Source organism: Buttiauxella izardii, from assembly GCF_003601925.1.
GTDB classification, from domain to species: Bacteria; Pseudomonadota; Gammaproteobacteria; order Enterobacterales; family Enterobacteriaceae; genus Buttiauxella; species Buttiauxella izardii.
Genome location: NZ_QZWH01000007.1, coordinates 1 through 24,671, shown reverse-complemented (window position 1 = coordinate 24,671; position 24,671 = coordinate 1). Strand labels below are relative to the sequence as shown.

Genomic DNA, 24,671 nt, shown 5'->3' with positions numbered 1-24,671 from the left:
AGGATTAGTTACCGCCGAACATGTCCTTAATCCAACCTGCAACACCATCACTTTTTTCTGGCTGCTGCTGCGGTTGTTGCTGTTGCTGCTGTGGTTGCTGCTGCGTCGATTGAGGCTGCTGCGACTGACTAAACGGATTGTTGTTCTGCTCGGCCTGCTGGCTTTGCTGGCACAAACCGTCTGGATTCGTCGTCCACACCGGCAACACGCGATCGCCACCGCCGCCGCACTGGAAGTAACCCGCGCTGTCCACGCCCATATCGACGATATCTTCCGGCGGATTGAGCACCAACGGAATTGGCGTCTGGTTAGCCAGATAACGCTGGTAAAGCGACATCGCCCCGCTCGCGCCGTACAGCTTGGTCGGCTGGTTGTTATCACGACCCACCCAGGTAATGGCGACTTCTTTGCCATCAATCCCGGCAAACCAGGTGTCGACGTTATCGTTGGTGGTGCCCGTTTTACCCGCTAAATGCAGGTTCGGGTATTTCCCACCTAACGCACGACCCGTACCGCGAGCCATAACTTGCTGCATGGTAAACAGCGTCATGTACGCCGCCTGCGGTGGAACCGCTTGTTCCGCCTGCGGGAAGCTTTGATACAACACGGTGCCATCTTCCGCAATCACCGAACGCAGAGCCGAAAGCGTGGCACGATTACCGCCGCTGGCAATGGTCTGGAACGCCTGAGCCACTTCAATTGGCGTCAGGTTGAGTGCGCCCAGCAACATTGCCGGAACCGGATGCAGCTGGTTTTGCGGCACGCCGAGTTTAACCCAGGTGTCGGTGACAGCTGGCAAGCCCAGCGCCATACCCAGATTGACGGTCGGCACGTTCATCGAACGCGTCAGCGCGTCCACTAACATGACCTTGCCGCTCTCACTGTAGCGACGATCATCGTTTTGCGGTGACCAGACCTGGCCATTCGGCTGTTTCAGCGCGATTGGCGCATCGGCAATCCAGGTATTCAGGCGATACGAATCTGGCTGGCTCAATGCCGTCAGATAGGTCGCGGGTTTTGCCAGAGAACCGATAGAACGGCGCGCCTGCATCGCACGGTTAAAGCCAGCAAACTGAGTTTCAGCGCCGCCCACCATCGCACGGACTTCGCCAGTCGAACGGTCAACAATCACCATCGCCGCTTCGAGGTCTTTCAGCTTACGGGACGCACGCAGTACCGGAACCCCTTCGCTCACCGCTTTTTCTGCCGCATCCTGAGAAACGGAGTCGAAAGTGGTGAAGATCTTCACGCCGGACAAGTCTTTAACTTTATCGCCCAGTTTGGTCTGGAGTTCGTTACGCACCATCTGCATAAACGCAGGCTGTGGCGAAATCACGCCACCGCGCGGCTGCACACCCAGAGGGCGGGCGCTCAGCATGTCGTACAGTTCCTGGTCGATCACCTTCTGCTCTTGCAGCAGGCGCAACACCAGGTTACGACGCTCCAGAGCCAGTTTCGGGTTACGCCACGGGTTGTAAATCGACGCCCCTTTCACCATGCCCACCAGCAACGCTTGCTGGTCGAGGCTCAGCTCTTCTACCGGACGGCCAAAGTAATACAGGCTTGCCAGCGGGAAACCACGAATTTCGTTGTCGCCACTCTGGCCGAGATACACTTCGTTCAGATACAGCTCAAGAATGCGATCTTTGCCGTAACGCGCATCCATGATCAGCGCCATGTACGCTTCGTTCGCTTTACGCCAGTAAGAACGCTCGCTCGACAGGAACAGGTTTTTAACCAGCTGCTGCGTCAGCGTACTCGCGCCCTGCACGGTGCGTCCGGCGGTCAGGTTCGCCAGAACCGCACGGCCAATAGAGAAGAAACTGATGCCATCGTGCTCATAGAAGTGGCGGTCTTCGGTGGCGATCAGCGTATCAACCAGCAGATCCGGGAAACCCGTACGCGGCACAAACAAACGCTGCTCACCGTTTGGCGACGACAACATAGTGATCAGGCGCGGATCCAGACGGAAGAAACCAAAGCTACGGTTGCTGTCCATATTCTGGATCGATTCCAGATGATCGCCGTCAAAGTTCAGACGAGCGCGAATCTGCCCTTCTTTACTGTCAGGGAAATCAAACGGACGACGGATCATCTCGATGCTGTTGCCCTGCACCGTAAACTCACCAGGACGCGTCATCTTGGTGACCTGACGGTACTGAGTGGCTTCCAGCAGGTTGACCATCTCTTTTTTGCTGTACGGCATATCCGGCTCAAGGTTCACCATCCGGCCATAAACTGCCGCCGGGAGCTGCCAGACTTTGCCATCAATACGGGTACGGATTTTCTGGTCCAGATAGACGCCGTAAATCACGAACAGCACAACAAAAACAACAAACAGTTTTACTAAGAACCACAACCAGCGGCGCTTTTTGCGTGGCGGACGGCCATTGCCGCTGCCTTTACCTTTACGTGGCGGCATCGGTTCCTCGTCATCATAATCATCATCGTAATCCGCGTCGTATTCCTCTTCCCGGACTCGACGGCGGCTTACTTTCTCTTTTGCGGGACGTGAAGGTTTTCCTTTACGTCCAATTGGTTCGCGGTCATTCCCCGCCATTGCTTTCTCCACCAAAAATAGGCGCCAGGCCTGATTTTCCTTTCCTCTATTAAAGACGGAAGAGGAAATCTCTCAAAGTCATTGGTACTTCTTGGTACGCCGCGTCGGCAGCGCGTCTGCTGGCGAATCCGGCCAGACGTGTTTTGGATAACGTCCTTTCATCTCTTTTTGCACTTCCCGATACGCCCCATTCCAGAATGCGGTTAAATCACGCGTTATCTGCAAAGGACGCTGCGCCGGGGAGAGCAGCTCCAGAACCAGTGGCACACGGCCATCGGCAATCACCGGGGTTTGCGCTTCACCAAACATTTCTTGCATACGAACCGCAAGAACGGGCGGGTTTTCATCATCATAGCGAATCGCTATCTGGCTTCCGGTCGGCACAGTGTAATGAGTTGGCAGCGCACTATCCAGACGCACGCGTGCGTTCCAGTCGAGCAGGTTCTGTAACGCCCGTGTGACATCAATGTTTTTTAATGCGCGCAGCGAGTGTACACCATGAAGTTCGGGTAACAGCCAGCGGTCTAAATCTTGCAGCAAGGCATTGTCTGAAACTTCCGGCCATTTCAGCTCAGGCAGCCATTTCGCCGCACACGCCAGGCGCGTTCGCAGCTGTTGCGCCTGCGGTGACCAGTTCAAAACACTCAGGCCTTTATCGCGGATCCCGTTGAGCATCGCCTGATGCATCTCGCTTTCAGACGGTTTTGCCAGCGGCTGAACTTTCAGCACCAGTTTGCCAATCTGGGTGCGGCGAAATGCTTTCAGCGTGCCTTGCGTTTCATCCCATTCCACGGAATCGCTTTGCGTGAGTAATCCCGGGCACTGCGCGGAAAGCGCATCAATTTCCAGCGGAATCGCCTGCAAAATACGAGCATCGGGCGTGTTGCTGCCCTGCAACAGTAGCGGTGCCAACAACCATTCGTAACGCGTTAAGGGATCGTCCTGATTCAACATCGCGCCCATACCGTTGGCTAGCTGATAGCGTCCATCCAGCCCACGGCGGCGGGCAATTCTGTCGGGAAACGCTTGCGCCAGTAACGGTGCAGCAAGGGAAAAATCTGCCTCACCGCCACGGCTATTCAAGCGTTTTAACAATTGCCCGCTGCGCTGCTGCCAGTTTTCCTGGCGGCGACCAAACGCATTGCGCAAATCGCTGTCCTGGCCACGCGGTGGCTCTTCGAGAATCGCGGTCAGGCGGGCAGCGGTTGCCTGTTCATCTGCCGTTTTTGCATTAACCAGCATGGCGGCAAAACGCGGATCGTTGCCAAGATTCGCCATTTTCTGGCCTCCAGGCGTGAGCCGGTTTTGCTCATCGAGCGCATTAAGCTGGCGTAATAACGTTCGTGCCGCGGCAATATTAGTTGCAGGGGGTGTATCAAGCCAGGTCAGTTGGTTTGGATCCTGACAACCCCATTGCAGCAAATCGAGCAGCAAACCGGAGAGGTCGCTTTGCAGAATTTCCGGCTCGCTTTGCGCGGCGGCGCGTTCAGCCTGTTCCGCGCTAACCAGATGCAAACAGATGCCCGGCTCCAGACGCCCTGCTCGCCCGGCGCGCTGAATCATCGACGCCTGGCTAATTCGCTGGGTAATCAACCGAGTAAGCCCGGTGCGCACATCAAAGCGCGCGACGCGTTCTTGCGCGCAATCGACAACCAGACGAATGCCTTCGATAGTCAGGCTGGTTTCGGCGATGTTGGTCGCCAGCACCACTTTTCGCTGGCCGTTCTGCGCAGGCAGTATCGCTTTGCGCTGCTCGTTTAAAGGCAATGCGCCATAAAGCGGGCAAAGCTGAACATCGCTTGCCACACGCTCTTGCAGTTGCTGCGCGACGCGCTGAATTTCGCCGACGCCCGGTAAAAAGAGTAATAAAGATCCAGATTCCTCACGTAGCAAATTCGCCACCGCAATAGCGACGGCTTCATCAAAACGTTGATGCGTGGAAAACGGGCTGTATCGGCGCTCAACAGGAAACGCGCGGCCCTCGGAGCTGATAATCGGTGCGTCTGGTAAACATTGCTGGAGACGCGGGTTATCCAGCGTTGCCGACATAATCAATAATTTGAGGTCGTCGCGTAAGCCTTGTTGCACATCGAGTAACAGCGCCAGCGCCAGATCGGCTTGCAGGCTGCGTTCGTGAAATTCATCGAGGATCACCAGCGCCACGCCTTCAAGTTCGGGGTCGTGCTGAATCATGCGCGTCAGAATCCCTTCGGTCACGACTTCGAGCTTCGTGTTCGGCCCGACACAGGTTTCCGCACGCATCCGGTAGCCCACGGTTTCGCCCGGCTTTTCACCCAATAATTCTGCGAGACGCTGCGCAACGTTACGCGCTGCCAGGCGACGCGGCTCGAGCAGCAAAATGCGTCCGCCTAAGTTTGCCTGCTGTAAAATCTGCAACGGCAGCCACGTCGATTTACCCGCACCGGTAGGCGCGCTCAGTAAAACCTGTGGCGCATTTTGCAAGGCGTGAAGAATATCGGGTAAGACTGCGGCGACCGGTAATGACGGCACGAACGGCTCCAAAAGGGTTATCATCGAAAGTTCGCTATTGTAGCATCAAGCCAAATCATAACGAGAGAGACCAAAATGGCTGAAACTCGCCGTCTGTTTTTTGCCCTCGAACTGCCTGAAGAGGCGAAAAAACAGATTATCCAGTGGCGCGCCACACAGTTTCCTGAAGATACTGGCCGCCCGGTAGCAGCCGCAAACCTGCATCTGACGCTGGCCTTTTTGGGCGATATCAGCGCTGAAAAGCAAAAAGCGCTGAGCCAGCTTGCCGGGCGCATTCGCCAGAATGGTTTTACCCTGACGATTGACGACGCCGGGCAATGGTTGCGCTCAAACGTGGTGTGGATTGGCCCGCGTCACGCCCCTTTAGGACTCATTCAACTTGCGAATATGTTACGCTCCCAGGCGGCGCGTAATGGCTGTTACCAAAGCCCGCAGCCTTTTCATCCGCACATCACGCTTTATCGCAACACGCCGCGAGCCGTTTCCATCCCACAGCCCAATTTTCGCTGGCAGTTTAAGGTCGATGAATTTGCACTGTACGAGTCCGTTTACAAACAAGGGCGCACGCGTTACCTGGAACACCAACGCTGGACGTTAAGTAATAAGGAAGAGTGAATGGAATTTAACCCGCCGTTGCAGCAGGCCACATTAATTAAACGCTACAAACGCTTTCTGGCCGATGTCGTTACGCCGGATGGCGTTGAACTGACGTTACATTGCCCGAATACGGGAGCGATGACCGGTTGCGCAACCCCTGGCGATACCGTTTGGTATTCCACCTCCGACAGCCCGACACGTAAATATCCTCACACCTGGGAAATCACGCAGACGCAAAACGGTGAGTTTATTTGTGTGAATACGTTGCGCGCCAATGCCGTGGTGAAAGAAGCGTTGAATGCAGAAAGCATTTCAGAATTAATGGGCTATACAGTCATTAAAAGTGAAGTAAAGTACGGCGCAGAACGCAGCCGCATTGATTTTATGTTACAGGCAGATTGCAAGGTTAACTGCTATATTGAAGTAAAATCAGTCACGTTATCACAACAAGGTTGTGGCTATTTCCCAGATGCGGTGAGCCTTCGAGGCCAGAAGCATTTGCGGGAATTGATGAGCGTGGTTTTGCAGGGCGAACGCGCGGTGTTGCTGTTTGCGGTATTGCATTCTGGCATCACTCAAGTTTCCCCGGCACGCCACATCGACGCAAAATACGCGCAACTGTTATACGAGGCGCAACAGTCCGGAGTCGAAATTATTGCCTATAAGGCCGAACTTTCAGCCCTTGGGCTTACTCTAATTTCGCCGTTGCCTGTCTGTTTATAATTTTTTAATAAAGAGCAGTTAACGTTTGTCTGTTTTGTGTGCTGGTGGCTCGCGTAAATACGCTTTTCTTCACAGGGTTGTCAAGAGAGGAATTTATATAATTGCCAACCCGAAAAGCATCTGCTATTTATAGCGGCCTGATTTTCCCCCGAACAGGGGACCGATAGTGCGTGTTAAGGAGAAACAACATGCAAGAAGGGCAAAAGCGTAAAACATCGTCCCTGAGTATCCTCGCCATCGCTGGGGTGGAGCCATATCAGGTGAAAGCGGGCGAAGAGTATATGAACGAAGCCCAGCTGTCGCACTTCAAGCTTATTCTTGAAGCCTGGCGTAGCCAACTTATGGATGAAGTTGATCGCACGGTGACGCATATGCAAGACGAAGCAGCAAACTTCCCGGACCCGGTAGACCGTGCAGCCCAGGAAGAAGAGTTCAGCCTCGAACTGCGTAACCGTGACAGGGAACGTAAACTGATCAAAAAAATCGAGAAGACTCTCAAGAAAGTAGAAGACGAAGATTTCGGCTACTGCGAATCTTGTGGCGTTGAAATCGGCATCCGCCGCCTCGAAGCTCGCCCGACCGCTGATTTGTGCATTGATTGCAAAACGTTGGCAGAAATTCGCGAAAAACAAATGGCTGGCTAACAGCTCGCGATTTCATCACTTTCAAAGGCGGGAGTCTCTCCCGCCTTATTCATTTCTAGCTCCCTGAAAAATGACCACATCTCACTATATTGGGCGCTTTGCACCCTCGCCTTCGGGTGAACTCCATTTCGGTTCGTTGATTGCCGCACTCGGCAGTTATCTACAGGCACGTTCAAAACACGGTCAGTGGCTGGTGCGTATCGAAGATATCGACCCGCCGCGCGAAGTTCCTGGTGCCGCCGCGACCATCTTACAGCAGTTAGAACATTACGGTCTGCACTGGGATGGCGAAGTGCTGTGGCAATCTCAACGCCACGAGGCTTATCGTGAAGCTCTTTCCTGGTTGCGCGAACAAGGGCTGAGTTATTACTGCACCTGCACCCGCAGCCGCATTCAGCAAATTGGCGGTTTTTACGACGGCCATTGCCGCACGCTGAATCTCGGACCAGAGAATGCCGCATTGCGTTTTGAACAACGCCATCCGGTATTACGTTTTGAAGATAAACTGCACGGAACCTTAATTGCCGACGAACAACTGGCGCGTGAAGATTTTATCATTCACCGTCGTGATGGGTTATTTGCCTATAATCTTGCTGTAGTGGTGGATGATAATTTCCAGGGCGTGAGCGAAATTGTGCGCGGTGCCGATTTAATTGAGCCCACTGTGCGGCAAATTTCGCTGTATCAACAATTTGGCTGGAAGGTGCCAGATTACGTCCATTTGCCATTAGTACTTAATGAAAATGGCGCAAAGTTATCGAAGCAGAATCACGCGCCAGCCCTTCCACAAGGCGATCCGCGCCCGGTTATCCGTGACGCTCTAACTTTTTTGAATCAGCCAGAAATCGCCCACTGGCAAGATTTAACGCTAAACGAGTTGTTGCATCAGGCGGTGCAAAACTGGTCGCTCAAGGCTATTCAACCTGGCTCGTCGTGAATACATCATTCTCAAATGGCACGCACTGAGCTATGATTAGCCGCTGTTTTTTTTGTCCCTATGATTGACACTGCCGAGGTGTACTATTTTTACCCGAGTCGCTAATTTTTGCCGCAAGGTGCTTAACCGCGATGACGTCGTGGTCGAGGAGAATGAAGATCTCCCGCAAATCACGGTTATTCCGCGTGACCAGCACGCTCTGTCGCGCAAAGATATCAGTGAAAATGCCCTCAAGGTGCTCTATCGTCTGAACAAAGCAGGCTATGAGGCTTACCTCGTGGGTGGCGGTGTGCGTGACCTTTTGCTTGGCAAACGCCCGAAAGACTTTGATGTCACCACCAGCGCAACGCCCGATCAGGTGCGTAAACTTTTCCGTAACTGCCGTTTAGTTGGCCGTCGCTTCCGTCTGGCTCACGTTATGTTTGGGCCGGAAATCATTGAAGTCGCCACTTTCCGTGGGCATCACGAAGAGCAGAAGTCTGATAAACAGACCTCGCAAACCGGCCAGAACGGTATGCTGCTGCGCGACAACATCTTTGGTTCTATCGAAGAAGATGCACAACGCCGCGATTTCACTATCAACAGCCTTTATTACAGCGTGGCCGATTTCTCGGTTCGCGATTATGTCGGTGGCCTGCGTGATTTACGCAACGGCGTTATCCGCTTAATTGGCGATCCGGAAACGCGCTATCGCGAAGATCCGGTGCGAATGCTGCGTGCCGTGCGTTTCGCCGCCAAGCTGAATATGACGATTAGCCCGGAAACCGGCGAGCCGATTCCGCGTTTAGCCACACTGATTAATGACGTGCCACCAGCCCGTTTGTTTGAAGAGTCTTTAAAACTTCTGCAAGCCGGTCACGGTTACGCGACCTACGAATTACTGCGTGAATACCAGCTGTTCCAGCCGTTATTCCCATCCATCACCCGCTACTTTACCGAGCAGGGTGACAGCCCGATGGAACGCATGATCGACCAGGTGCTGAAGAACACCGATAACCGCATTCATAACGATATGCGCGTCAATCCGGCCTTCTTGTTCTCTGCCATGTTCTGGTATCCGCAGCTTGAGATGGCTCAGAAGCTGACTCAGGAAAGCGGCCTGGCTTATATGGACGCGTTCGCTTTAGCGATGAACGAAGTGCTGGATGAAGCCTGCCGTGCGCTGGCGATTCCAAAACGTATTACCACGCTGGTGCGTGATATCTGGGGCTTGCAGCTTCGTTTGTCACGCCGCCAGGGCAAACGCGCCTGGAAACTGATGGAGCATCCTAAGTTCCGCGCGGCATACGATTTGCTGGCACTGCGTGCCGAAGTGGAAAACAACAGCGAACTCCAGCGTCTGACCAAATGGTGGGGCGAGTTCCAGGTTGCCGCGCCACCAGCGCAAAAAGATATGCTTGATGTTTTAGGTGATGAACCTGCGGCACGCCGCCGTCATCGCCGCCCGCGCAAACGTGCACCGCGTAGCGGAGGAAGTGCATGACACTGGCGTTTATCGCCCTTGGCAGCAATATGGCGTCGCCGCTTGAGCAAGTGACTCATGCGCTTGACGCCATCGCAACCATTCCGCAAAGCCGGGTGGTTGCTATCTCCTCGTACTACCGCACTCCGCCGCTCGGCCCGCAAGACCAACCTGATTACCTGAATGCCGCTGTCGCACTGGAGACTGAACTGTCTGCGGAAGCATTACTGGCTCATACTCAACGTATTGAGCTGGAGCATGGTCGTGTGCGTAAAGCAGAACGTTGGGGGCCGCGAACGCTCGATCTCGATATCATGTTGTTCGGCAATTTGACGCTTGATACGCCAACGCTGACGATTCCGCATTACGATATGAAAAACCGCGCTTTTATGTTGGTTCCCTTGCTGGAAATTGCGCCTGAATGCGCGTTCCCCGATGGCCTGCGCGTGGCTGAAGTTTTAGAAAATCTCTCCAGGGATGGGATTACTTTTTGGTAAAGTAACAGACAATTTCACTCCTCATTTTTACTTCTCTGGGATTGCCATGAAACCCATCACCATGTCTCAGTTGCGCCAGTGGAAACAGGCTCAACGTAAATTCGCTACCATCACCGCTTATGATTTCAGCTTTGCAAAACTGTTTGCCGATGAAGGCATTGGTGTGCTGCTGGTTGGCGATTCATTAGGGATGACCGTTCAAGGGCACGATTCCACTCTGCCCGTCACCGTAGAAGATATCGCCTATCACACGCGCGCCGTGCGCCGTGGTGCGCCAAACTGCCTGCTGCTCGCCGACCTGCCGTTTATGTCCTACGCCACGCCTGAGCAAACCTTTGCCAACTCCGCCGAACTGATGCGCGCCGGTGCCAATATGGTCAAGCTTGAAGGTGGCCGCTGGCTGGCTGAGACAGTCAAAATGCTGACCGAACGTGCCGTTCCGGTTTGCGGGCATTTGGGCCTGACGCCGCAGTCGGTGAATATTTTCGGTGGCTACAAAATTCAGGGCCGTGATGAAGCCGCAGCACAAACGCTGTTTGATGACGCTTTAGCGCTTGAAGCCGCAGGCGCACAGCTTTTAGTCCTCGAATGCGTGCCGGTAGCTCTGGCAAAACGCATTACCGAAGCGCTGGCAATTCCGGTGATCGGCATCGGTGCAGGCAACGTCACTGACGGGCAGATTCTGGTGATGCATGATGCCTTCGGGATTACCGGCGGCCACATTCCAAAATTTGCCAAAAACTTCCTCACCGGAACCGGCGACATGCGCGCTGCGGTGCGCCAGTATATTTCCGAAGTTGAGTCCGGCACCTATCCAGGTGAAGAACACAGTTTCCACTGACAGGAGAAGGGTTGTGTTGATTATCGAAACCATACCGCTGTTACGTCAGCAAATCCGCCGCTGGCGCCAGGAAGGCAAACGCATCGCGCTGGTGCCAACCATGGGCAATCTGCATGACGGGCATATGAAGCTGGTCGATGATGCCAAAAGCCGCGCCGACGTGGTGGTCACCACGATTTTTGTTAATCCGATGCAGTTTGACCGCCCGGACGATTTAACCCGATATCCACGCACCTTGCAGGAAGATTGTGAAAAGCTAAACCGCCGCAAAGTGGATTTGGTTTTTGCGCCTGCGCCTGCTGATATTTACCCGCAAGGGCTGGAATCACAGACTTTTGTTGAAGTGCCAGGGCTTTCAACCATGCTCGAAGGCGCAAGCCGCCCAGGGCATTTCCGTGGCGTTTCCACCATCGTCAGCAAGCTGTTTAATATGGTGCAGCCGGACATCGCCTGCTTCGGTGAGAAAGATTTCCAGCAAGTCGCCGTGATTCGCAAAATGGTTGTCGATATGGGTTACGACATCGAAATCATTGGCGTGCCAACGGTTCGTGCCAAAGATGGTCTGGCGCTGAGTTCACGCAACGGTTATCTCACCGCCGAGCAGCGCAAAATCGCACCGGGCCTGCATAAAGTGATGCAGTCTTTGGCCGATAAACTGCGTGCGGGCGAGCGTGATACCGAAGAGATGCTGGCGATCGCTGCCACCGAGCTTAACGAAAAAGGCTTCCGCTCCGACGACCTGCAAATCCGCGATGCGGATACTTTGCTGGAGCTGAATGTTGAGAGTAAACGCGCCGTCGTGCTCATGGCCGCATGGCTGGGCCAGGCGCGTTTGATTGATAATATTCAGGTCGAACTGGCGCAGTAGACAGCATCGAAAAATCGGGCAATACTGCCCGACTCAATTCCGGTGGCAAGCCCAGGGTTTGCCGCTTACGTAACTCTAGTGACGAAGGTTTAAGCTATGATACGCACCATGCTGCAAGGCAAACTTCACCGTGTCAAAGTGACGCAGGCGGATTTGCATTATGAAGGCTCCTGCGCCATCGATCAGGACTTCCTTGAGGCGGCAGGCATTCTGGAATATGAAGCCATTGATATTTATAACGTGACCAACGGGATACGTTTTTCAACGTACGCTATCGCTGGCGAACGCGGTTCTAAGATCATTTCGGTGAATGGCGCGGCAGCACACTGTGCCAGCGTCGGTGATATTCTGATTATCGCCAGTTACGTGACGATGCCGGATGAGCAAGCGCGCAACTGGAAGCCGAAAGCGGCCTATTTCGATGGCGACAACGAGATGAAACGCCTGGCAAAAGCAGTTCCGGTTCAGGTGGCTTAACAGAGACAAGCGCCCTCACCCTAGCCCTCTCCCCCAGGAGAGGGAATGTTATGTTTTCCTCCTTCAGCTGGAGGAGAGGGAATGTTATGTTTTTCTCCTTCTCCTGGGGGAGAAGGTCGGGATGAGGGCGTCAAGAAGCAGGCTGGTTACTGATCAATCGCGACATGGTTTCCAGCGAATCTGTCCGCAATATATAAAGCCGTTTTAGCAAAAACGGATTATCCCCCGGCTTCACCTTCCCACGCACCGTCGTCACCGCCATATGGAAACCTGCATCATTTGCGGCTTTTACCGCCTTATCGTTGTAGCCGCCAAACGGATACGAAAGATATAAAACATGCGGATTAAACTGGGCGAGCGCACGTCTTGAATGCTCAAAATCCAGCAGGATATTGCGGTAAGTACGGCGCAACAGCGTCGGTTGGCGGTTGGCATCTACGCGATGTAAAAAATGCGTATGCGACTGGATATCAAACACATCCTGGCTGGCCTGTAATTCCGAAATACTCATAAATTGCAGCGATTTTGGATTCCAGGTTTGCGGGTGCGCTTTGATGCGCGATGAAATAATAAATGACGTGGCTTTAAAGCCGTATTCTTTGAGAATCGGATACGCGTAGCGATAAACCGATTTCAGGCCGTCATCAAAAGTGATCACCACCGCGCGCGCAGGCAGGTTCATGCGGTTGCGCACGTATCCTTCAAGCTGGTACATGGTCAGCGTGGTGTAACCCGTGTCGCGCAGCCAGGTCATTTGGTTGCTGAATGCCACAACCGACGTCGTGGTTGAGGTATGGCGGAAGCGAGTGTTCTCTTCATCGCGCAAAATGTGGTGATAAGTGAGCACCGGAATACCGTTATCTTGCTGCGCATCCAGGCTGCTGACGTAACCCAGGCGGTTGCCGATGCGAATCTGGAACCACGTCTGGTTGAGTCTGTCTTTCAGGCGACCAATCACCGGATAACGTAAATTATCGGCCAGCGTGCCAAACGGTGCGCTGCCGCTATCGGGCGCGTTATAGACGGTAACATCGCGGAAAGTGACCAGGTTATGGTTACTGAGCGGCTTGTTCAAATCACCCAGTCGGTCTTCGACGCGCTGTTTTCCTGCTACCGGTTCAAGGTGAGCTTTATCAATAAAACCGGTGCCGAAGCCGAAATTAAATTCGTAATAATCCGCAGCCATTGGCACAACGGCCAGAATTTGCCCTTCCTGAATCGTCCCTACGGAAATGACTTTATCCCCCACCTGCGCCCAGATATCGGCATCTTCGGTGGTTTGCATATATTGCGCGGGAGTATGGTTGCTACTGAGCAGGCTGGCATTGGCGCTGCTACAAATCAGCATCAACGCAGCAAAGATAAAGCGATTTAGCATAAGCCCTTAGAGTCTCGACGACGTTAAGAAGATGCCATTCTAGCAAATCCAGACCAATACCAAACTGGCAAATTAATATTGGTGAAGTAACACGAACGGCGGATTTTTCTGTTGTTGGTGCCAGAGGCTGGTGATGTCGTCCCCGCCCTGCGCAACTATGCTGTCGCGGAATTGCTCGCTGGTCAGCGTTTCACGTTGTGTGCGCATCGCAAACAATAGCGGAAGCGTGACGCCCGAAATCACTTCACAATGTGGGTGTTGGTGGCTTATGAGTGCAGCAGTGCGATAAGGCGCGGCCCCTGTTTTGTCCGTCAGAAAGATAACACCATCGCCGGAGTCGCAGTTATACAGCGCGTCGCACATCATCCGGCTCAACATATTAGTGCTCAGCCCTTTCCAGTAATTCACCGCATAACATTGCGGTTGCGGCCCAAAACGTCGCTCAATTGCATCCAGCATATCCTGAGCGTAATAGTCATGACCGGCAATCACCCATCCCAACATGGCATTCTCCTTTTCGCAGAGCGCAAGTGTGCCAGAGGCAAAAAAATGCCATGTGATGCTAATCAATATGAATCAGGAAAGTGGGTATTTAACCTCCCCTTTCGGGGAGGTTTTGCGCGTTAGCTGCGTAAACCGCGGCCGCGTTGAATCAGATACCAGCACAGAATATAGAAAGCGAGGATAAAGCCGACTAGCACCGCAACGGTGAACAGCAACGGCACGTCATTAATGCCGAGGAAACCGTAGCGGAAGCCGCTGATCATATAGACCACTGGGTTGAGGTGCGACAGCGCTTTCCAGAACGGTGGCAGCAGCGACAGCGAGTAGAACACGCCGCCTAAATAGGTCAGTGGCGTCAGCACGAAGGTTGGGATCAGGCTGATGTCGTCAAAGGTTTTGGCAAACACGGCGTTAAGCAAACCGGCGAGCGAGAACAGAATCGCCGTCAGCAGCAGCGTTAACGCAACAAACAGCCAGGAGTGAACCTGGAACGGCACGAAGAATAGCGAAACCGCCGTGACCAGAATCCCCACGCACAGGCCGCGCGCCACGCCACCGCCAACATAACCAGCGATGATAATGTGCGTCGGCACCGGAGCCACCAGCAGCTCTTCAATGTTGCGCTGGAACTTGGCGCTAAAGAAAGATGAGGCGACGTTGGCGTAGGAGTTGGTGATCACCGCCATCATGATCAAACCCGGCACGATGAATTGCATGTAAGTGAAGCCATGCATTGAGCCGATTTGTGAACCAATCAGGTTGCCGAAGATGATAAAATACAAGGTCATAGTGATGACCGGCGGCACCAGAGTTTGGATCCAGATACGCGTGAAGCGATGGATTTCTTTGGTCCAGATGCTTTTTAACGCCACCCAATAGAGATGCATCATGCCTGGTCTCCTTTATGGCCGTTAACCAGCGTCACGAACAACTCTTCCAGACGGTTAGCTTTGTTACGCATACTTAATACCTGAACTCCTTGCGAACTTAACTGGCTGAATACGCTATTGATTCCCTGCTCGCGCAGCACTTCAACTTCAAGTGTCGAGGTATCGACCAGGCGATACTGGTAGCCATCCAACTGTGGCAGCGGGCTTTTCGGCGCAAGATCGAGGATGAACGTTTCTGACTTCAGCTTTGAAAGTAATGATTTCATCGAGGTGTTTTCGACCAGCTCACCGTTTTGAATAATGCCGATGTTGCGGCACAGCATTTCGGCTTCTTCAAGGTAGTGCGTGGTCAGAATAATGGTGGTGCCTTTATCGTTCAGATCTTTGAGGAAGCCCCACATAGAACGGCGCAGCTCGATATCCACACCCGCGGTTGGCTCATCAAGAATCAGCAATTTTGGCTCGTGCATCAGGGCGCGGGCAATCATCAAACGGCGCTTCATACCGCCGGACAACATTCGCGCACGTTCGTTGCGTTTTTCCCACAGATCGAGCTGTTTCAGGTACTTTTCGCTACGCGCGATGGCATCTGCACGTTCAACGCCGTAGTAACCCGCTTGATGCACCACGATTTGTTGCACGGTTTCAAACGGGTTGAAGTTGAATTCCTGCGGTACCAGGCCGAGTTGACGCTTGGCGTTAACCACATCTTTTTCAAGGTCATAGCCAAACACGCGAACTTTGCCCGAGGTTTTATTGACCAGCGAACTGATAATCCCGATCGTTGTGGATTTCCCTGCGCCATTCGGCCCCAGCAGAGCGTAGAAATCCCCTGCTTCAACACGAAGATCTATGCCGCGCAGCGCCTGAACACCGCCGGGATAGGTTTTCGTTAACTGTTCCAGTTCTAATGCAATTGTCATGGATATACGGTTACCTTGTCCGGTACAAAAAAGTTAAGCTGTTTAAAAATTATTTCAGTTGCTCTATCAGTTGCCCTATATTACCTCAACGCACTTCTTCCGTTACAGGTTGTTAACTTCCATGAAAGACATAGATACCCTCATCAGCAATAACCAGGTCTGGTCAAAACTGATGGAGGACGAAGACCCGGGCTTTTTCGAACGTTTGTCTCAGGCCCAAAAACCTCGCTTCTTGTGGATTGGCTGTTCTGATAGTCGTGTTCCCGCTGAACGTCTGACTGGCCTTGAGCCTGGCGAATTGTTTGTTCACCGTAACGTCGCAAACCTGGTTATTCATACGGACTTGAATTGCCTTTCCGTGGTTCAGTACGCGGTTGATGTTCTTGAAGTTGAACACATTATTATTTGCGGTCACTACGGCTGTGGCGGTGTCCAGGCCGCGGTTGAGAACCCTGATTTAGGGCTTATCAACAACTGGTTGCTGCACATTCGCGATATCTGGTTCAAGCATAGTTCGCTCCTGGGAGAACTCCCACCGGAGCAGCGTCTGGACACACTTTGCGAGTTGAACGTGATGGAGCAGGTTTATAACCTTGGCCATTCCACCATTATGCAGTCGGCGTGGAAACGCGGGCAAAAAGTGACAGTTCACGGTTGGGCTTACGGTATTCACGATGGTCGCCTGCGCGATTTAGAAGTCACTGCCACCAGCCGCGAATCGCTGGAGCAGGGTTACCGCAGCGGGATTTCAAACCTGAAAAATTCCCATATCAGCCATAAGAATAGAACACCTTCGCAGTAACGCAGATAGCAAAAAGGGCCTTAAAGGCCCTTTTTTAATGGACGCTACGGACTTATTCGTCCAGCAGAACCACTTTACCGACGTAAGGCAGATGGCGATAACGCTGAGCGTAATCAATGCCATAACCTACAACGAATTCGTCAGGAATGGCGAAACCCACCCACTCCACGTTCACGTCAACTTCACGGCGCTCTGGTTTATCCAGCAGCGTACAAATCGCCAGTGACTTCGGCTCACGCAGGCTCAGGATCTCGCGCACTTTGCTCAGGGTATTACCGGAATCGATAATATCTTCGACGATCAGCACGTCTTTGCCGCGAATATCCTCATCAAGGTCTTTCAGGATTTTCACATCGCGGGTGGTAGACATGCCGCTGCCATAGCTGGATGCGGTCATAAAATCGACTTCGTGTGGCACTTGCACTTCGCGGCACAAATCCGCCATGAACATGAATGAACCACGCAGCAGACCCACCAGCACCATATCACTACCGCTATCACGATAATGTTCAGTGATCTCACGACCCAGTTCAGCGATACGGGCTTTGATCTCCGCTTCGGGGATCATCACTTCAACAGTATGTTTCATAGTTATAACCATATGATTTAAAAATAAATCATTCGATGTTGGTTAAATTTCGGCCAACACAAAATATTCAGGCCAGCAGTATAACAGCAAAACACATTCGCATCCGCTATCAGTAAAAAAGCTCATATTGTGATTTTGATCACACTTGTTAATAACTATAATGAATTGCTATCAAACTTTTAAGAGCGTGATAATTGTGAAAACAAATAACTCAGGTTCGCGAGTCATCGCAACCTTAACAGCCCTGTTTGCGGTACTGACCGGGCTGTATTTATTAATTGGCGGGATATGGTTAGTGGCAATTGGTGGGTCCTGGTACTACCCAATTGCAGGCGTGGTGATGCTCATCACCGCAGTGTTACTTTGGCAACGTAAAGCATTGGCACTTTGGGTTTACGCCGCATTATTGCTTTGCACCGTGGCGTGGTCCGTGTGGGAAGTCGGTTTCGATTTCTGGGCATTAACGCCGCGCTTAGACGTTCTGTTCTTCTTCGGCGTGTGGCTGCTGCTGCCGTTTGTTTATCGTCACTTGATCCGTCCATCGGCGGGTGCCGCTCCTGCATTGGGTGCGGTTCTGGTGATTACCGTGATTGGGTTGATCTGGGCGGTCTTTAACGACCCGCAAGAGATCAATGGCACGCTGAGTGCCGATGCACAAACTCCAGCGGCAGTCAGCTCGACGATTCCTGATGCCGACTGGCCTGCGTATGGCCGCAATCAAGAAGGCCAGCGCTACTCTCCTTTAAAGCAGATCACCGATAAAAACGTCGGTGAGCTTAAAGAAGCGTGGACGTTCCAGACCGGTGATGTGAAGCGCCCAACCGATCCGGGTGAAATCACCAACGAAGTTACACCGATTAAAATCCGCGACACGCTTTACCTGTGTACCGCGCACCAGCAATTGTTTGCGCTGGATGCGGCAACCGGCAAGCAGAAGTGGAAATTCGATCCGCGTCTGGATACCAATCCTTCGTTCCAGCACGTGACCTGCCGTGGTGTTTCTTACCACGAAGCAACGGCGGATAACGCAAGCCCGGACGTGGTTTCAGACTGCCCGCGCCGCATTCTTCTTCCGGTGAATGATGGCCGTCTGTTTGCGATTAATGCCGACAACGGCAAGCTGTGCGAAAGCTTTGCTAACAAAGGCATTCTGAATCTGCAAACCAATATGCCAGTCACCACGCCTGGCATGTATGAGCCGACTTCGCCGCCGATCATCACTGATAAAGTGATCGTGATTGCCGGTGCGGTGACGGATAACTACTCCACTCGCGAGCCGTCTGGCGTGATCCGTGGGTTTGATGTCAACAGCGGCAAACTGCTGTGGGCGTTCGATCCAGGTGCGAAAGACCCTAACGCGGTTCCTGGCGATGAACATCACTTCACCATTAACTCGCCAAACTCATGGGCGCCTGCCGCCTATGACGCGAAGCTTGATTTGGTGTACCTGCCGATGGGCGTGACCACGCCAGATATTTGGGGCGGCAACCGCACGCCGGAACAGGAGCGTTTCGCCAGCAGCATTGTGGCGCTGAACGCAACCACCGGGAAACTGGCCTGGTCATATCAAACGGTTCACCACGACCTGTGGGATATGGACATGCCGTCGCAGCCGACGCTTGCGGATATTACCGTTAAAGGCGAAACCGTTCCGGTGATCTACGCGCCAGCGAAAACCGGCAACATCTTTGTGCTCGACCGTCGCGATGGCAAACTGGTAGTTCCAGCGCCTGAAAAACCAGTGCCACAAGGTGCGGCGAAAGGCGATTACGTGACGCCAACTCAGCCGTTCTCGGATTTAAGTTTCCGTCCGAAGAAAGATCTGAGCGGCGCGGATATGTGGGGTGCAACGCTGTACGACCAGATGGTCTGCCGCATTATCTTCCACAAGCTGCGCTATGAAGGCATTTTCACTCCGCCATCTGAGCAAGGCACGCTGGTGTTCCCGGGTAACCTGGGGATGTTCGAGTGGGGTGGGATTTCGGTTGATCCAAACCGTCAGGTCGCGATTGCTAACCCAATGGCGCTGCCGTTTGTTTCTAAGCTGATGCCACGCGGTCCAGGCAACCCGATGGAGCCACCGAAAGATGCCAAAGGTTCCGGTACTGAAACCGGTATTCAGCCACAGTACGGCGTGCCGTATGGCGTGACGCTGAATCCGTTCCTCTCTCCGTTTGGTTTGCCGTGTAAGCAACCGGCGTGGGGCTACATTTCTGCGTTGGATTTGAAAACCAACGAAGTGGTGTGGAAGAAACGTATCGGTACTGTGCGCGACAGCTCACCGCTCCCTCTGCCGTTTAAAATGGGGATGCCGATGCTGGGTGGCCCAATTTCTACCGCCGGGAACGTATTGTTTATTGGCGCAACCGCAGATAACTACCTGCGCGCGTATAACATGAGCAACGGTGACAAGTTGTGGGAAGCGCGTCTGCCAGCCGGTGGACAGGCAACGCCGATGACTTATGAAGTGAATGGCAAACAATATGTCGTAATTTCTGCGGGTGGCCACGGCTCCTTCGGAACCAAGATGGGCGACTATATTGTGGCTTACGCTTTGCCGGACGCGAAGTAATTTAGCAGGTTACGCCCTCACCCTAACCCTCTCCCCCAGGAGAGGGAATTGGTTTCTCCTTCTCCTGGGAGAGAGGAATGGGTTTCTCCTTCTCCTGAGAGAGAGGAATTGGTTTCTCCTTCTCCTGGGGGAGAAGGCCGGGATGAGGGCGTAATCTTTACGCCACCGTAAACCCAAGCATCATGCCGGTGTCTTCATGTTCTAAAAGATGGCAATGCGCCATATAGGCCTGGTCTTTAGAAGCCGCGTGGTCAAAACGCACTAACACTTCGCTGCGCCCTCCTTCCACACGAACCGTATCTTTCCAACCCTGACGATGAGTTTCAACCGGCTTACCATTTTCGCTGAGTATGCGGAATTGCGTACCGTGAATATGGAAAGGGTGCAGCATCATGTCGCCTTCGCCGGAAATCGTCCATTTCTCGTATTTGCCTTTCTCAACAGCAAAGGCTGGCGTGTTCATATCAAAGGCTTTGCCGTTAATTTTGTTGGCATCATGGAAATTGAATCCCTGCTTACCGTGATTCATGCCGCCATGGGTCATTTTTCCATGATCCATATTGTCCATCATGCCACCATGCCCGACCATGCTCATGCCCGCCATCGCCTGCTGGCCATATTTGTCCATCAGCGCCTGCATACCCATCATGTCCAGCATCGGGTCCATCATCAACTGCAACCAACGTTCGGTCACGCCGTCGATATTTGGTAGCGCAGGAACGTTAGCCAGTTTGTCAGGCATCTCGCCAGACGCGGCAATAATCAGCGGCTGAATGCGCACCACAGGCTGCGGTTTGTCGAAAGGCGCAACCGTCATGCCCATTTGCTTAACCGGCAGCGTGACGATATCAAACGCTTTACCGTCGCGAGTATCTACCAGCACTTCGAAACGCTCGCCCATTAGCATCGACAGTTCGGTCACTTTTACCGGCTCCGCCAGTAAACCACCGTCGCTGGCAATCACATACAGCGGGCGATTGTCGCTGGCGGCGATATTCAGAGAACGGGCGTTACAACCGTTGAGCAGGCGTAAACGCAGCCAGCCGCGCGGGTTGGCATGTTGCGGATACACCGCGCCATTGCACAACAACGTGTCGCCAAACCAGCCGACAGCGGCGCTCATCACATCTAATTGGTAATCAATTTGGCCATCAGCAGCAAAACGTTTGTCCTGAATAATCAGCGGCACATCGTCAATGCCCCACTGTTTCGGCAAGCGCAGCGCGCGGCTTTCGGGATCGTCAATCAATACCAGGCCCGCCAGCCCCATTGCGACTTGATGGCCTGTTTTGCCATGCTGATGCGGGTGGAACCAACAGGTTGCGGCGCGTTGCTGTGGGGTAAATTTCACTGTGCGCTTGCCACCAGCGGCAATCACGCCTTGCGGGCCGCCATCGACATCGCCGGGGACTTCTAATCCGTGCCAATGCACCGTCGTTTCTTCGGCCAGATGGTTATTAATTTCAACGGTGACCTCTTCGCCCTGCGTCAGTTGCAAAGCAGGACCGAGCAAATTGCCGTTATAGCCCCAGGTGGTAGCGGTTTTGCCATTAAAAGTGCTTTTGCCCGCTTGCACGGCTAATCGGATGCTATTCTTTGCATCAGGGGCGAGAATTCCGGGGATCGGTAATGCGGGTCTGTCGGCAGCCAATGCCGCTTTACTCCAGAGCGGCAGCGCGCTAAACGCGCCAATAGCAGCAGAATATTTCAGAAAATCACGGCGATGCATATTCAGTTCCTTTCATTAGCAGGCGTGAGAGTGAGCATAAACTTTACCCTTAGGGGAAGGTCAAGTTTTATACGGGTTACAGGGCAGATAATAAATCTCGTCGTGCCATATTTAACTGTGTTAACGTTTCGTATCTGATAAAAAGTGGTAGATGTGATGAAGATGGGAGTTAGGGCATTAATGCTGGGTTTGTTGATGGTTTTTTCCACCAGCAGTCAGGCACTTAGCGAATCTGAAGCAGAAGATATGGCCGATCTTACTGCGGTTTTTGTGTTCCTGAAAAATGATTGTGGCTACCAAAACCTGCCTAATGGACAAATTCGCCGCGCACTGGTCTTTTTTGCCCAGCAAAACCAGTGGGATTTGAGCAATTACGACACCTTCAATATGAAGGCGCTCGGTGAAGACAGTTATCGTGATTTAAGTGGTATCGCCATTCCTACCGCGAACAAATGTAAATCCCTTGCCCGGGACTCGTTAAGCTTACTTGCCTACGTGAAGTAACCCGTCTTTTTAAAACGCTTCTGGAAGTTATAGCCGCTATTAAGCGGCTATTTTTGCTGTTTTAACCCTCCCATATATAACAATTTCCTAAAAATTCGTCGGCTAATTGCGTAAAAATAAAAAATAGTTATTCTTATACAGACAAACGGTTAATCAAGATTAACTAATTAAAATTGCAAACATCATAGAGTGCATTTTATTTATTAATTGAGTGAAGAGTTTCAACACTCACCGCCAGGTTATTTATTTTTATCAGAAAGAACATTCTACTTTAGCTCATCGCCAGAGTTTGTTTATTGCTATGGAAATCAGCATAAGTTTTTAAATAAAACCAAAGGATGGATATACGTGACCATGAAAATTAAAAAAGCAATCCACGGTTTTTACCCGGCAATTGCCACTATTGTGATCATGTTGACAAGCGGCTGTAGCGTAATGTCCTCGCAGCAAGCCAAACCTATTGAGAAAGCGACAATCGTGCAGCCGATTCAGCCGGTGCCGAACTTAGAAAGCACCACTCAAAATACCGTTAAAACATCACAACAAGAACAAATTACCTTTTGCCGTCAAGCGCTTGAATCATTACAAAAAGTGAATCCTTCACGTGCTCGTAAATTGAATAGTGATTTTAACGCTCTGGTTAATGCAGCCTCTCAATATAATAGCGTTCGTGGGCAAGTCGGTGACACCACTCGCCAGGCAATTGACTCTATGTATCACTTTAAGAGTATTAAGCTGTGCGCTGATATTGATAAAGAGTTAATGGATAGTCTGGTTGTTCGTGGTGAGAACTCTATTCGATGAAACGTCACTCATTAATATTGCAATTTCCATTGGCGATAACTTGCCTGTTGGGTTTAGGTCAGATGGCGAATGCTGAAGAAGATCCTTTAGTCGCTATCACGACGAGTTCTAATTTCGATAATTCTGTTCCTGCCATTCTTAATTATGCACAACAGGCACAGGATAAAGCCTCCACGGGATCGGTGAGGAACTCTTCTAAGAGTCAAAAACGGGTCACGGCAAGCGACAAGAAAAACGCGCCTGATGCCAAACTCTCTGAGCAGCAGGGTTGGCTAACGCAGAAAGATGCCACCATTCGCCAGCTCCAGACGCAACTTGCGGCAATGAATGAGCAAGAAGAAACGAATGCGCAAAAAGAAGCGGAGCTAACGGCGCAGATTAAGACGTTACAAGCGCAGCTTGATGCCCAGAAGCAACAAAATACCGGCCTTGCTGATGTACAAAAGCAGTCAGCATCGCTGGAGTCGCAGCTCAAAGAAAAAGCGGCTCTGCTTGAAAGCCTGACTCAAAAACTTAATGACAGTGATCAAGCGCATGCAACGCAAATCAGCGCACTGCAAGAGCAGTTGAATCAAGAAAGTCAGGCCGTAAAAGCGAAAGAAACCGAGCTGGCAAAACTCACCACCGATTTCACTCAGTTTAAAGATGAAGCGGCTAAAAAAGCGTCCGTGGTGGATTTGAAACTTGTTCCGCAACAGCAGGCTTATTCCATCGGCGTGTCGCTGGGGAATGATGTTTTGCAGGAACTGAACACGCGTGAATCCCAGGGCGTAAAAGTCGATCACGATGCGGTGATGCTGGGCATCAACGATGTGTTTAAAGGCACGCTGGCCCTTGATGAAAACACACGAAATAAATCACTGAATGCCGCTTCCCAGGCTTTGTTGGAAAACCTGTCGAAAGCAGAGAGTCAGGCGATTAAAGAAGGGAAAGCTTACCAGCAGAAATTTGCCAAACAGAAAGGCACTGAGTTCAAAGATGGGGTCTACAGCCGCATTGATTACGCCGGCCAGGATGCGATTGGCCCGGAAGATACCGTGGTTGTGGTCATGAAAGAGACGCTGCCGGATGGCACTGTCATCAGCGATATGGAAGCGGCTGGCAAAGTGTGGTCACAGCCATTAAGCGCTTACCCGCCAATTTTCAGCGGCCCGCTCAAGCGTCTGGGCAACCATGGCAGTATTACCGTTGTTGTTCCGCCAGATCTGGCTTACGGCAGTAAAGGATTACCGCCTAAGATCCCGCCTGGTGCGACAATGACTTACAGTGTCCGTGTTGTTGATGTGATTAAAAAAAGCAAGTAATGCCTTTCAGCTTTCAGGCCCGCAAGGGCCTGTTTTTTTTATCTTTGACTCAAGAATTCGCGGTAGGCCGCGATCACCAGCATAAAATCTTCGACGCCGCAAAAAGACAAACTCTCTTCATCGTAGTAGTTCATCCCTTCTTCCATTTCATCACCTGACATTTCCAGCTGATTGGCGCGGATCATCACTTCTTCACCGTCGAGCCATAGGGTGTATTCATGTCCGGTGCGTTGCCACTGGCGCTCGCTACCTTTCACTGAATTTACCGCTTCTTCGACTTCATCAAGCAGGCCGAGATTATCTTTTACTTCTTCGTTAAACCAATGCCCCACGACTTCGTGGCCCATCGACATGCGCACCATCACCCGCCCGGTGACATCGCGCAAAAATTCATATTCCATGGTGTTTTCCTCTACCTTGCCCGGGGAAATGCAGTACCCCTTAGCGTATAGAGTAAGTATCGCAGCAAAGTCGGCGAAAAACAGCGTGATGAGGAGAGGGATTGGAAATAAAAGGAAAGAAATTCCCTCTCCCGGGGGAGAGGGTTAGGGTGAG

At 52.2% G+C, this 24,671-nt stretch carries 22 protein-coding genes and 1 pseudogene; 14 read left to right on the top strand and 9 right to left on the bottom strand.

Annotated features, from left to right (window positions below):
* Positions 1 to 4: 4 nt before the first annotated feature.
* Both mrcB and hrpB read right to left on the bottom strand, forming a co-directional pair.
* Positions 5 to 2,560, bottom strand: coding sequence for a bifunctional glycosyl transferase/transpeptidase (gene mrcB, locus D6029_RS05400; protein WP_120063783.1), 2,556 nt, complete (start codon positions 2,558 to 2,560; stop codon positions 5 to 7).
* Between the two features lie 78 nt (positions 2,561 to 2,638).
* A complete protein-coding gene (gene hrpB, locus D6029_RS05395; protein ID WP_120063782.1) occupies positions 2,639 to 5,071 on the bottom strand; it encodes an ATP-dependent helicase HrpB in 2,433 nt (810 codons plus the stop codon).
* 75 nt (positions 5,072 to 5,146) lie between these two features.
* Between hrpB and thpR the strand changes: the two genes are divergently transcribed.
* The 9 genes and pseudogenes from thpR to panD all read left to right on the top strand — a co-directional run bounded on the left by thpR (position 5,147) and on the right by panD (position 12,117).
* Positions 5,147 to 5,686 (top strand): RNA 2',3'-cyclic phosphodiesterase, encoded by a 540-nt coding sequence (thpR, locus tag D6029_RS05390; protein ID WP_120063781.1) that lies wholly within the window; start codon positions 5,147 to 5,149, stop codon positions 5,684 to 5,686.
* The gene (gene sfsA, locus D6029_RS05385) at positions 5,687 to 6,391 is read left to right on the top strand and encodes a DNA/RNA nuclease SfsA (RefSeq protein WP_120063780.1); all 705 of its coding nucleotides are present in this window, start codon (positions 5,687 to 5,689) and stop codon (positions 6,389 to 6,391) included.
* Positions 6,392 to 6,579: 188 nt separating this feature from the next.
* Positions 6,580 to 7,035 carry an RNA polymerase-binding protein DksA gene (gene dksA, locus D6029_RS05375; protein ID WP_120063779.1) on the top strand — a complete coding sequence of 152 codons (456 nt, stop codon included), beginning with the start codon at positions 6,580 to 6,582 and terminating at the stop codon, positions 7,033 to 7,035.
* 70 nt (positions 7,036 to 7,105) lie between these two features.
* Positions 7,106 to 8,001, top strand: a pseudogene (gene gluQRS / locus D6029_RS05370) (tRNA glutamyl-Q(34) synthetase GluQRS).
* Between the two features lie 56 nt (positions 8,002 to 8,057).
* Positions 8,058 to 9,455 carry a polynucleotide adenylyltransferase PcnB gene (pcnB, locus tag D6029_RS05365; protein ID WP_208642664.1) on the top strand — a complete coding sequence of 466 codons (1,398 nt, stop codon included), beginning with the start codon at positions 8,058 to 8,060 and terminating at the stop codon, positions 9,453 to 9,455.
* Positions 9,452 to 9,931 (top strand): 2-amino-4-hydroxy-6-hydroxymethyldihydropteridine diphosphokinase, encoded by a 480-nt coding sequence (folK, locus tag D6029_RS05360; protein ID WP_120063777.1) that lies wholly within the window; start codon positions 9,452 to 9,454, stop codon positions 9,929 to 9,931. Before pcnB ends, folK begins: the two co-directional genes overlap by 4 nt.
* A 46-nt stretch (positions 9,932 to 9,977) precedes the next feature.
* The gene (panB, locus tag D6029_RS05355; RefSeq protein WP_120063776.1) at positions 9,978 to 10,772 is read left to right on the top strand and encodes a 3-methyl-2-oxobutanoate hydroxymethyltransferase; all 795 of its coding nucleotides are present in this window, start codon (positions 9,978 to 9,980) and stop codon (positions 10,770 to 10,772) included.
* A gap of 13 nt (positions 10,773 to 10,785) precedes the next feature.
* Positions 10,786 to 11,640 (top strand): pantoate--beta-alanine ligase, encoded by an 855-nt coding sequence (gene panC / locus D6029_RS05350; protein WP_120063775.1) that lies wholly within the window; start codon positions 10,786 to 10,788, stop codon positions 11,638 to 11,640.
* 96 nt (positions 11,641 to 11,736) lie between these two features.
* Positions 11,737 to 12,117 carry an aspartate 1-decarboxylase gene (gene panD / locus D6029_RS05345; RefSeq protein WP_120063774.1) on the top strand — a complete coding sequence of 127 codons (381 nt, stop codon included), beginning with the start codon at positions 11,737 to 11,739 and terminating at the stop codon, positions 12,115 to 12,117.
* 130 nt (positions 12,118 to 12,247) lie between these two features.
* Here the strand turns inward: panD and D6029_RS05340 are convergent, their stop codons facing one another.
* The 4 genes from D6029_RS05340 to D6029_RS05325 all read right to left on the bottom strand — a co-directional run bounded on the left by D6029_RS05340 (position 12,248) and on the right by D6029_RS05325 (position 15,812).
* Positions 12,248 to 13,495, bottom strand: a complete 1,248-nt coding sequence (locus D6029_RS05340; RefSeq protein ID WP_120063773.1) for a polysaccharide deacetylase family protein — start codon at positions 13,493 to 13,495, stop codon at positions 12,248 to 12,250.
* Between the two features lie 72 nt (positions 13,496 to 13,567).
* Positions 13,568 to 13,999, bottom strand: a complete 432-nt coding sequence (locus tag D6029_RS05335; protein WP_120063772.1) for a PTS sugar transporter subunit IIA — start codon at positions 13,997 to 13,999, stop codon at positions 13,568 to 13,570.
* A 119-nt stretch (positions 14,000 to 14,118) separates the two neighbouring features.
* Positions 14,119 to 14,889: an ABC transporter permease gene (locus D6029_RS05330; RefSeq protein ID WP_034493435.1), complete on the bottom strand. Its 771-nt coding sequence runs from the start codon at positions 14,887 to 14,889 to the stop codon at positions 14,119 to 14,121.
* Entirely contained in the window at positions 14,886 to 15,812 is a 927-nt protein-coding gene (locus D6029_RS05325) for an ABC transporter ATP-binding protein (protein WP_120063771.1), read from the bottom strand. Before D6029_RS05325 ends, D6029_RS05330 begins: the two co-directional genes overlap by 4 nt.
* 121 nt (positions 15,813 to 15,933) lie before the next feature.
* On the opposite strand from D6029_RS05325, the gene can reads away from it, so the two are divergent.
* Complete coding sequence (gene can, locus D6029_RS05320) at positions 15,934 to 16,614, top strand: carbonate dehydratase (RefSeq protein WP_120063770.1); 681 nt, start codon at positions 15,934 to 15,936, stop codon at positions 16,612 to 16,614.
* Positions 16,615 to 16,666: 52 nt separating this feature from the next.
* Here can and hpt read toward each other — a convergent pair whose 3' ends face one another.
* Complete coding sequence (hpt, locus tag D6029_RS05315; RefSeq protein WP_034460899.1) at positions 16,667 to 17,203, bottom strand: hypoxanthine phosphoribosyltransferase; 537 nt, start codon at positions 17,201 to 17,203, stop codon at positions 16,667 to 16,669.
* Positions 17,204 to 17,363: 160 nt separating this feature from the next.
* On the opposite strand from hpt, the gene D6029_RS05310 reads away from it, so the two are divergent.
* On the top strand, positions 17,364 to 19,775 hold the full coding sequence (locus D6029_RS05310) for a glucose/quinate/shikimate family membrane-bound PQQ-dependent dehydrogenase (protein ID WP_418230246.1): 2,412 nt from the start codon (positions 17,364 to 17,366) through the stop codon (positions 19,773 to 19,775).
* 157 nt (positions 19,776 to 19,932) lie between these two features.
* On the opposite strand, the gene cueO is transcribed toward D6029_RS05310, so the two are convergent.
* Positions 19,933 to 21,504 (bottom strand): multicopper oxidase CueO, encoded by a 1,572-nt coding sequence (cueO, locus tag D6029_RS05305; RefSeq protein WP_120063769.1) that lies wholly within the window; start codon positions 21,502 to 21,504, stop codon positions 19,933 to 19,935.
* A 156-nt stretch (positions 21,505 to 21,660) separates the two neighbouring features.
* Between cueO and D6029_RS05300 the strand changes: the two genes are divergently transcribed.
* The 3 genes from D6029_RS05300 to D6029_RS05290 all read left to right on the top strand — a co-directional run bounded on the left by D6029_RS05300 (position 21,661) and on the right by D6029_RS05290 (position 24,116).
* A complete protein-coding gene (locus D6029_RS05300) occupies positions 21,661 to 22,008 on the top strand; it encodes a YacC family pilotin-like protein (protein ID WP_120063768.1) in 348 nt (115 codons plus the stop codon).
* A 495-nt stretch (positions 22,009 to 22,503) separates the two neighbouring features.
* Positions 22,504 to 22,812: a permease gene (locus tag D6029_RS05295; RefSeq protein WP_418230247.1), complete on the top strand. Its 309-nt coding sequence runs from the start codon at positions 22,504 to 22,506 to the stop codon at positions 22,810 to 22,812.
* Entirely contained in the window at positions 22,809 to 24,116 is a 1,308-nt protein-coding gene (locus tag D6029_RS05290) for an FKBP-type peptidyl-prolyl cis-trans isomerase N-terminal domain-containing protein (RefSeq protein ID WP_120063767.1), read from the top strand. The genes D6029_RS05295 and D6029_RS05290 overlap by 4 nt, the downstream gene beginning before the upstream one ends.
* A 38-nt stretch (positions 24,117 to 24,154) precedes the next feature.
* Here D6029_RS05290 and yacL read toward each other — a convergent pair whose 3' ends face one another.
* On the bottom strand, positions 24,155 to 24,517 hold the full coding sequence (gene yacL / locus D6029_RS05285; protein ID WP_120063766.1) for a protein YacL: 363 nt from the start codon (positions 24,515 to 24,517) through the stop codon (positions 24,155 to 24,157).
* Positions 24,518 to 24,671 lie beyond the last annotated feature (154 nt).

Excerpts from the sequence above, each read along its gene's own strand:
- mrcB (WP_120063783.1), bottom strand. The coding sequence starts at position 2,560 with ATGGCGGGGAATGACCGCGAACCAATTGGACGTAAAGGAAAACCTTCA.
- thpR (WP_120063781.1), top strand. The coding sequence starts at position 5,147 with ATGGCTGAAACTCGCCGTCTGTTTTTTGCCCTCGAACTGCCTGAAGAG.
- sfsA (WP_120063780.1), top strand. The coding sequence starts at position 5,687 with ATGGAATTTAACCCGCCGTTGCAGCAGGCCACATTAATTAAACGCTAC.
- dksA (WP_120063779.1), top strand. The coding sequence starts at position 6,580 with ATGCAAGAAGGGCAAAAGCGTAAAACATCGTCCCTGAGTATCCTCGCC.
- folK (WP_120063777.1), top strand. The coding sequence starts at position 9,452 with ATGACACTGGCGTTTATCGCCCTTGGCAGCAATATGGCGTCGCCGCTT.
- panB (WP_120063776.1), top strand. The coding sequence starts at position 9,978 with ATGAAACCCATCACCATGTCTCAGTTGCGCCAGTGGAAACAGGCTCAA.
- panD (WP_120063774.1), top strand. The coding sequence starts at position 11,737 with ATGATACGCACCATGCTGCAAGGCAAACTTCACCGTGTCAAAGTGACG.
- D6029_RS05340 (WP_120063773.1), bottom strand. The coding sequence starts at position 13,495 with ATGCTAAATCGCTTTATCTTTGCTGCGTTGATGCTGATTTGTAGCAGC.
- D6029_RS05335 (WP_120063772.1), bottom strand. The coding sequence starts at position 13,999 with ATGTTGGGATGGGTGATTGCCGGTCATGACTATTACGCTCAGGATATG.
- D6029_RS05330 (WP_034493435.1), bottom strand. The coding sequence starts at position 14,889 with ATGATGCATCTCTATTGGGTGGCGTTAAAAAGCATCTGGACCAAAGAA.
- D6029_RS05325 (WP_120063771.1), bottom strand. The coding sequence starts at position 15,812 with ATGACAATTGCATTAGAACTGGAACAGTTAACGAAAACCTATCCCGGC.
- can (WP_120063770.1), top strand. The coding sequence starts at position 15,934 with ATGAAAGACATAGATACCCTCATCAGCAATAACCAGGTCTGGTCAAAA.
- hpt (WP_034460899.1), bottom strand. The coding sequence starts at position 17,203 with ATGAAACATACTGTTGAAGTGATGATCCCCGAAGCGGAGATCAAAGCC.
- D6029_RS05310 (WP_418230246.1), top strand. The coding sequence starts at position 17,364 with ATGAATTGCTATCAAACTTTTAAGAGCGTGATAATTGTGAAAACAAAT.
- cueO (WP_120063769.1), bottom strand. The coding sequence starts at position 21,504 with ATGCATCGCCGTGATTTTCTGAAATATTCTGCTGCTATTGGCGCGTTT.
- D6029_RS05300 (WP_120063768.1), top strand. The coding sequence starts at position 21,661 with ATGAAGATGGGAGTTAGGGCATTAATGCTGGGTTTGTTGATGGTTTTT.
- D6029_RS05290 (WP_120063767.1), top strand. The coding sequence starts at position 22,809 with ATGAAACGTCACTCATTAATATTGCAATTTCCATTGGCGATAACTTGC.
- yacL (WP_120063766.1), bottom strand. The coding sequence starts at position 24,517 with ATGGAATATGAATTTTTGCGCGATGTCACCGGGCGGGTGATGGTGCGC.